This is a genomic window from Persicitalea sp. (assembly GCF_041751555.1).
GTDB lineage: Bacteria > Bacteroidota > Bacteroidia > Cytophagales > Spirosomataceae > Persicitalea.
Map to the genome: position 1 here is coordinate 1 of NZ_JBGSXF010000347.1, position 6471 is coordinate 6471.

Genomic DNA, 6471 nt, shown 5'->3' on the forward strand with positions numbered 1-6471 from the left:
GAAATGGATGGGCTGGCACCCGGCATTCCGCATTTTGCGCCGAAGGCTAAGCGGGTCATTTATTTGTTTCAAAACGGCGCGCCCTCGCAGCAGGAGCTTTTTGACTACAAACCCAAACTCCGTGACTTACAGGGAGAGGAGATTCCGCCCTCGATACGTGGTGATCAGCGGCTCACGGGCATGACCGCCAATCAGGCGTCGTTTCCGCTGGTGGGTTCGTTCGTGGATTTCCAGCAGTATGGGCAGTCGCGGGCGTGGGTGAGTAGTCTGATGCCCTACACAGCCAAGATTGTGGACGATTTATGTTTCGTGCAGTCGATGTACACGGAGGCGATCAACCACGATCCGGCTTTGACTTTCATCCAAACGGGTTCGCAGCAGGGTAATCGTCCCAGCATGGGTTCTTGGCTGAGTTATGGCCTGGGCAATGAAAATAAGAACTTGCCAACCTTCACCGTCCTGCTGTCGCGGGGCGTGGGCAACGGGCAGGGGGTTTACTCCAAACTATGGTCGAGCGGCTTTCTGGACTCGGTGCATCAGGGCGTGCAATTCAGCAAGGGCGAAGACCCGGTACTGTACCTTAGCGACCCGGCGGGCATGAACCGCACAGACCGCCGCGAAATGCTGGACAACCTGTCGGAACTGAACGACCTTTCCTACCAGGAATTCGGCGACCCTGAAATCGCGGCCAAGGTCAAGCAGTACGAAATGGCCTATCGGATGCAAACCGCAGTACCCGAGGTGATGGATTTGTCCAAAGAGTCCGACGACATAGTGAAGTTGTACGGCCCGGATTGCCTGGTGCCGGGTACTTATGCGGCCAACTGTCTGTTGGCCCGCAAACTGTCCGAAAATGGTGTCCGTTTCGTGCAGCTTTACCACCAGGGCTGGGATCAGCACGGCGACCTGCCTTACGAAATCACCCAGCAAGCCAAAGACGTCGACCAGGCTTCCGCCGCCCTGGTAACCGATCTCAAACAACGCGGAATGCTGGACGAAACGCTGGTGATTTGGGGCGGCGAGTTTGGCCGCACCAGCTATACGCAGGGCAAGCTCACTGCCGACAATTATGGCCGCGACCACCACCCGCGCTGCTTCACGATTTGGATGGCGGGCGGCGGCATCAAGCCGGGCATGGTCTACGGCGAAACCGACGATTTTGGCTATAACATCGCCCGCAACCCCGTACACGTTCATGATTTTCAGGCTACCGTGCTACACCAGTTGGGGCTGGATCACGAAAAATTGATTTTCAAACACTTGGGACGTCGCTACCGCCTGACGGATGTATCGGGGAAGGTAGTTAGGGATATATTATCTTAATTTTGAATGAATGACGGGTCAGCCCGTGCTGTGAGTGAATGATAGAATAAAAATTAGAGTCGTTGCTGAAAACCTCCTGCTTGGACTCACCGTCACGATTGCTTTCCTTTTGATCTTTGAAAGCAAACTGGTAGTTCCCGTTTGGCTGCAAAGCGTAGGGCGGCTGCACCCGATGCTATTGCATTTCCCATTGGTGTTGCTGATGGTAGCGGTGCTTCTGGAATTCTTCCGCTTTTCACCAGCCAACGCCGAAAACGCTTTCTACCAAAATTTTTCCCGAAACTTTCTTTTGAGCGGAGCCTTGCTAGCGGCGGTGACGGTCGTGATGGGCCTTTTCCTGGCGCAGGAAGAAGGCTACTCGGGCGACACTCTTTTCTGGCATAAATGGACGGGGGCGGGTATCTTTTTCCTATCGGCAGGGCTGTACTTTGTGCGGAATGCCAGTTGGTACAAAGTACCTGTGGCGCGGGCGGGCGGCGGCGTACTGCTGCTGGCGTTGGTGCTGGGAGGACATTTTGGGGCGTCGCTCACGCACGGCGACGACTACGTGCTGGCGCCTTTCAAGAGCGATGAGGAAACTGCCCCCGTGCCGTTCGACGAAGCTCTGGTTTTTGCCGATGTCATCCAGCCTATTTTCAACCAAAAGTGCATTGGCTGCCACAACGCCGACAAGAAAAAGGGGGGCTTGCTGCTGACCAGCGCCGAAGCGATGATGTTGGGTGGCAAAAATGGGGAGTTTTTCGTAGCGGGTCAGCCGGAAATTAGTCTGTTGCTGCAAAGAATTCATCTACCGATGGATGAGAAAAAGCATATGCCGCCTTCGGGCAAAACCCAACTCGCCGACGTAGAAATGCAGCTTTTGGCGCTGTGGGTGCAGCAGCACAAAGACTTTAAACAAAAAGTAGCCGACCTGCCCGTCGGCGATTCGCTACGGCTATTGGCCGCCGCCCGCCTACAGCCCGTTGCCTCGGCCACCGAAATATTTACCTTTGCCGCACCCGATGAGGAGCAGGTAGAGGAGTTGAACAGCGACTACCGAACGGTGTCATTTTTGGCGCGGCAGTCGCCCGCTTTGGTAGTCAACATTTATAACAAAAATCAGTACGCCGCGCAGAAGTTGGAAGAGTTGAGACCTGTCCGAATGCAGATAGTAAGTCTGAACCTCAGCAAGATGCCCGTGGAAGACGAGGAGTTAGCCATCGTAGCGACTTTTGAAAATTTGCGGAAGTTGAACCTGAACTTTACCGACATCAGCGCGCAGGGACTGCACGCATTGGCCGCGATGCCGCACCTTAAAACGCTGACTCTCTCTGGCACCAAGCTCGACTTCAACGATTTGCAGACTCAATTAGGTAGTTTTAAGGCGCTGGAAAGCGTTTCGGTCTGGGATGCGGGTTTGTCGGGCAAGCAGATTGCGCAATTAAAAAAAGCGCGACCGGATATTGACATCATCGGCGGCTTCGTGGATGATGGAGAATCTCCTCTGAAACTCAATCCGCCGCAGGAAGGCAACGCTACCACGATTTTCGAAAAAGACATTGCCCTGCGTTTACAGCATCCAATTCGCGGAACCACCATCCGGTTCACTACCGACGGCAGCGAACCGGACAGCGTATCATCGCCCGTGTTCAAAGGAAATATCATCCTGAAAGAACCTGCCACAATCAAAGCCAAAGCCTTTAAGGCGGGTTGGTTGGGCAGCGAAACGGCTACATTTGATTTTTTCAAATGTAGCCACAAACCAGATAGCCTGCGGCTGCTGTATCCGCTCAATCGTGTCCACCTGGCGGAAGGGGCCGAAACTTTCTTCAATAAAAAACTCGGGGCCATTGGTGCCAATAATCCGGCCTGGGCCAACTTCTGGGCTGGAGTCAGGGACAACGACCTGGGTCTGGTTGCTACTTTCAAGCAACCCGTTACCATTTCATCAGTGGGATTGCACTACATGATCGAGGAGGACACGGGTATTTTTCCGCCCGAGTGGGTGGAGATTTGGGGTGGAGAAAGCGAAGTGGATGCCAAACTACTAGCTAAGGTAAAGCCGAAGCAGCCCCAAAAAGGCGACTTTGAGTCTCTCCAATCAATTGCCGGGACTTTCAAGCCTCAATCAGTTAGTTACTTGAAAATTGTCGCCCGGCCTGTCGCTGAAATCCCGGAACATAATACCAGGAAGGGGAAAAAGGCGCTATTGCTGGTCGATGAGATGTTTATCAATTGAGTTCGGGGTAAGAATTTTAATTCAGGATAGCTTACCAGGCCCCTTTTGATTAATTTTAAGCCAACAGCAATCTTAGAAACACTGCCATGACAACACTAACCATCGATACCAAAGACCAAGAAGTGCTTAAAGCCGTCAAAGCTCTCTTGAAAGGCTTTGAAGTACCTTTCGAAGTAGAATTGGATAGTCCCTACGACCCCGAATTTGTGGCTAAAATAAAAAAAAGCCAGCAACAAGTTAAGGAAGGCAAAACCGTCAAGATAGCGCTTGACGATATATGGAAATAGAGTACACATTCCAGGCCAATGAAGATTTGGCGTATTGGAAGAAAACGAACAACCGAAAGGTTTTGAAGAGGATTCGTGCACTGATCGAGTCTCTTCTGGAAAATACCTTCGAAGGAATTGGAAAGCCCGAACCCCTAAAACATGATTTATCAGGTTGCTGGTCTCGTAGAATCGACCGGGAACACCGCATCGTTTACTCAATAGATGGCAACACAGTTGAAATTCTTTCCCTGAGAGGACATTACTAAAACCGCTGCACCCGTACATTGGATTCTACATCGAAATTAATAGGCATGGTGAATCGCTGTTTGGCGGCTCGCCCTTTATAATTGCCGGGCTGCCATTTGCCATCCATCTGCTTAATTACCCGCAGGCTTTCTTCATTCAGGCTTTCTCCGGCCCCATTTTCAATTTTGTAATCGCTGAATCGGCCATTATCGTTCACCATGAACGAGACCACAACCTTTCCGGTCTTGCTGTTTCGCATAGCATCGGCAGGATAGCGGATGGTCCTTACGAGAAACTTGTACATTTCCTGCAACCCTTCAGTGTATTGCGGTGCCACGGGAAACTCGCTTTCGTAAGCGATTTCCTTTCCAGCCAGAACATTCTTGCCGCGCACAAACTTGCCATTTTCATAAAACTCTTCAAAAACCAAAGTACTATCGGCCAGTTGTCCGACCCAGCGCCCCTGCTTGCGACTATCAACTACCTTCCCCTGCTCGAAAATTTCCAGGTCGTTTAGCGGGTGGCCGACTAGCCTGGCCCAGCCATTGCCGTCGGTCACGAGCGGTGTCCCGTCGCGGCCCCACACTTCCCAAATCACCGTTCCCGTGGCGGGATTGGTTTCCAATACACTTTGTACCAGCCCTGTATCGTGCCAGATCGTCGTACTGGTCGTGCCATCGACGTGCGTCTCGTAGGTGCGCAGCGTTCCGCTCAGGTAGTAGTTTTTGCGCAAGAAAGGCGTCTGACTGGGGCCCGAAAAGGCAGCCAGCGAAAGAAGCCTGCCATCTTCCTGACGCACAATTTCCTCCCAACCGCCTTCTTGATCGCCCAGACGGGTAGTGGCAGAGATGGCGCGCACCGAATCCAGGCCATTGATCCCGTGCAATTTTACCCAGATTTCCGACTCGTCATAAGGCAGCGTCGTAATAGTTTTCCAGCCGTTCCGGCGTTTTTGCTCGTATTGTACCTCGGCGCGAACCATGCCGTATTCGTCCACCGGAATGACGCTGCGGTACTCGTATTTGCTCTCGTCTTTGGTTGGTGCCTGGTTCTTGTCGAAGTACTCGTAAAGTACTTGTTCGGCCGGGTCGTAATTTGGGATGGGCGGGGAGCGAAAAAAGACGGGGTAGGTGATTTCCTGACGCACCGCTTTCCCATCCTTACGAGCAGGTTGCCAGGCGCGGTACAAGCCCAAAACCCGCAACGTCTCCTGGTTGCATAGACTGTCAATGGATTTGACTACTTCCATATTCGTAAAGTGGCCATCCGGCTCTACGATGCCCTTTACGTACACGCCGCCGTTGAGTCCCTTGGCCGCAGCCACGATCGGGACTTGCAGATTGGCCGTGATGAATTGATTGAGTAAGGTCGTCCCGCCAGTAGGGTTGGCGGACTGCTCCACTTCCTGGCTTTGGTACACCGTTTGGCCAAAGACGGACGCGTGGATCAGCGTCAGGAGTAGTAGAATATTTCTCATTGGCGTAGTTCGTTTTTTTGACAAAAATACTGAACCCCAATAATTATACGACTCAATTCCAGAAAAATATTGGGCAATAATTATGCTATCTACGAAATATTCGTAGATTTACGAACGTTTCGTAGATATGGAAAAATTGACCCAACAAGAAGAAGAAGCCATGCTAGCCGTCTGGAAAACGGACGAAGGCAGCATCAAGTCGTTTATGGAGCATTTCGATGAGCCACCGCCTTACACCACGCTAGCCTCTACGGTGAAGAAGCTAGAAAAGAAAGGTTACGTGGACAGCCGACTGGTTGGGAATACACTGCTGTACGCCCCGGCCATTTCGGAAGAAGCCTACAAACAGAAATTCCTGGGTAATGTCGTGAAGGACTACTTTGAAAATTCTTATAAAGAGTTAGTTAGTTTCTTTGTCGAGAAAGATAAGATTTCGGCGGATGAGCTACGGGAATTGATTGATTTGATAGAAAACAAACCCAAATAGCCATGACCCCATACCTGGAATACTTCCTGAAACTTTCCGCCAGCCTGGCACTGGTGGGGTTGTTCTACCAACTGGTACTTCGGCGGCTGACCTTCTACAACTGGAACCGCTGGTATTTGCTGGTGTATTCTGCCCTGGCCTTCGTGATCCCATTAATCAACCTGAACCAAGTCCTCCCGCCCGAAAAATTAGCCGCCATTCCCACGTTGGTAGAGACGCGATTTATCGCGTCTGGCGAAGTCGAAAGCAACGACAATAAAAGCCAAACCGCCCCAATACTCAACCGAATTGTTGGAATCCCAAACCAATTAAGCGTTGACCAGCAGAGTAAACTACCCTTTACTTTACCGCAAGTGCTGCTCGCTCTATTCCTTTCAGGTATTGCCTTCCTGCTTCTACGCTTAGCTTCTAACCTTATTTCTTTTGCAAGAATAAAAACCCGCTCCCAACT

General features: G+C 51.5%; 6 protein-coding genes and 1 pseudogene. 6 read left to right on the forward strand and 1 reads right to left on the reverse strand.

The annotated features are described in order from the left end of the window. From ACEW8P_RS12415 to ACEW8P_RS12430, 4 genes are all read left to right on the forward strand, one after another. Positions 1-1323 (forward strand): DUF1501 domain-containing protein (locus ACEW8P_RS12415; protein ID WP_373513397.1); only part of this gene is annotated, 1323 nt, incomplete at its 5' end. A 34-nt stretch (positions 1324-1357) separates the two neighbouring features. Beyond that, positions 1358-3541, forward strand: a complete 2184-nt coding sequence (locus tag ACEW8P_RS12420; protein WP_373513398.1) for a c-type cytochrome domain-containing protein — start codon at positions 1358-1360, stop codon at positions 3539-3541. 86 nt (positions 3542-3627) lie between these two features. Further along, on the forward strand, positions 3628-3828 hold the full coding sequence (locus tag ACEW8P_RS12425; RefSeq protein WP_373513399.1) for a DUF2683 family protein: 201 nt from the start codon (positions 3628-3630) through the stop codon (positions 3826-3828). Further along, positions 3819-4076, forward strand: a complete 258-nt coding sequence (locus ACEW8P_RS12430; RefSeq protein ID WP_373513400.1) for a Txe/YoeB family addiction module toxin — start codon at positions 3819-3821, stop codon at positions 4074-4076. Before ACEW8P_RS12425 ends, ACEW8P_RS12430 begins: the two co-directional genes overlap by 10 nt. On the opposite strand, the gene ACEW8P_RS12435 is transcribed toward ACEW8P_RS12430, so the two are convergent. Further along, positions 4073-5533, reverse strand: a complete 1461-nt coding sequence (locus ACEW8P_RS12435; RefSeq protein WP_373513401.1) for an energy transducer TonB — start codon at positions 5531-5533, stop codon at positions 4073-4075. The genes ACEW8P_RS12430 and ACEW8P_RS12435 overlap by 4 nt on opposite strands. Before the next feature lie 127 nt (positions 5534-5660). Here ACEW8P_RS12435 and ACEW8P_RS12440 point away from each other — a divergent pair, with 127 nt between their 5' ends. Continuing rightward, a complete protein-coding gene (locus tag ACEW8P_RS12440) occupies positions 5661-6020 on the forward strand; it encodes a BlaI/MecI/CopY family transcriptional regulator (RefSeq protein WP_373513402.1) in 360 nt (119 codons plus the stop codon). A 2-nt stretch (positions 6021-6022) separates the two neighbouring features. Beyond that, positions 6023-6471, forward strand: a pseudogene (locus ACEW8P_RS12445) (hypothetical protein); the annotation flags it as partial.